Raw genomic sequence first — 766 nt, 5'->3', positions numbered from 1 at the left:
TTTTGCTTTTGCGCGAGCGCAATCGATTTAACGCCGATCGATCGCGCAGCTGAGCGCTCCGAAGCCGAATCTGGCGCGTTCAGAAGCGTTACGGCGCACCCCTATAGGGTGAGAGCGTCGGTTTTATATCGATGATTCTGGTTCCCCGGAAGCAATGCAGAACGCGCTTCCGAAGGGCCTCCTGGCAATCCGCAAAGTCACTAACCGCAATGGAAAGTGCTTGACAGCCAAGGCAGGTAGTACCATAATCACAAGTTCTCTGCGGAGAGGTGCCCGAGTGGCTAAAGGGGGCAGACTGTAAATCTGTTGGCTTACGCCTACGCTGGTTCGAATCCAGCCCTCTCCACCAGAATGCAAGACAGCAACCAGGCGAAAGCCGGTGAAGCAGGAAGTAACCGGGCGGGTGTAGCTCAATGGTAGAGCAGAAGCCTTCCAAGCTTACGACGAGGGTTCGATTCCCTTCACCCGCTCCAAAGCCTCGGTTGTCGTCAGAGAAGTAAGTCAAGTTTCGCCCATGTGGCTCAGTGGTAGAGCACTCCCTTGGTAAGGGAGAGGTCGGCAGTTCGATCCTGCCCATGGGCACCATCAATACCCGCACTGGCAATTGCTACCGAGACAGGAGTCACGAAATGGCAAAGGAAAAGTTCGAGCGGACCAAGCCGCACGTGAACGTAGGTACGATTGGTCACGTTGACCACGGCAAGACGACGCTGACGGCAGCGATTGCCACGGTGCTGGCCGCGAAATTCGGCGGCGCAGCCAAGAA

The 766-nt window shown here is 56.3% G+C and carries 1 protein-coding gene and 3 tRNA genes; all 4 read left to right on the top strand.

Annotated features, from left to right (window positions below):
* Positions 1-263: 263 nt before the first annotated feature.
* A tRNA-Tyr gene (locus B552_RS0105515) sits at positions 264-349 on the top strand.
* A gap of 50 nt (positions 350-399) precedes the next feature.
* Positions 400-473, top strand: a tRNA-Gly gene (locus tag B552_RS0105510).
* Positions 474-510: 37 nt separating this feature from the next.
* Positions 511-585: transfer RNA gene (locus tag B552_RS0105505), tRNA-Thr, on the top strand.
* 44 nt (positions 586-629) lie between these two features.
* A partial coding sequence (locus B552_RS0105500; RefSeq protein ID WP_019448010.1) for a GTP-binding protein occupies positions 630-766 on the top strand: 137 nt, incomplete at its 3' end.

Origin of the sequence: Cupriavidus sp. BIS7, assembly GCF_000292345.1 — a bacterium.
In the GTDB taxonomy this organism is placed as follows: Bacteria; Pseudomonadota; Gammaproteobacteria; order Burkholderiales; family Burkholderiaceae; genus Cupriavidus.
The sequence above is the reverse complement of the archived record's forward strand: the minus strand, read 5'-3'. Positions and strand labels throughout refer to the sequence as shown.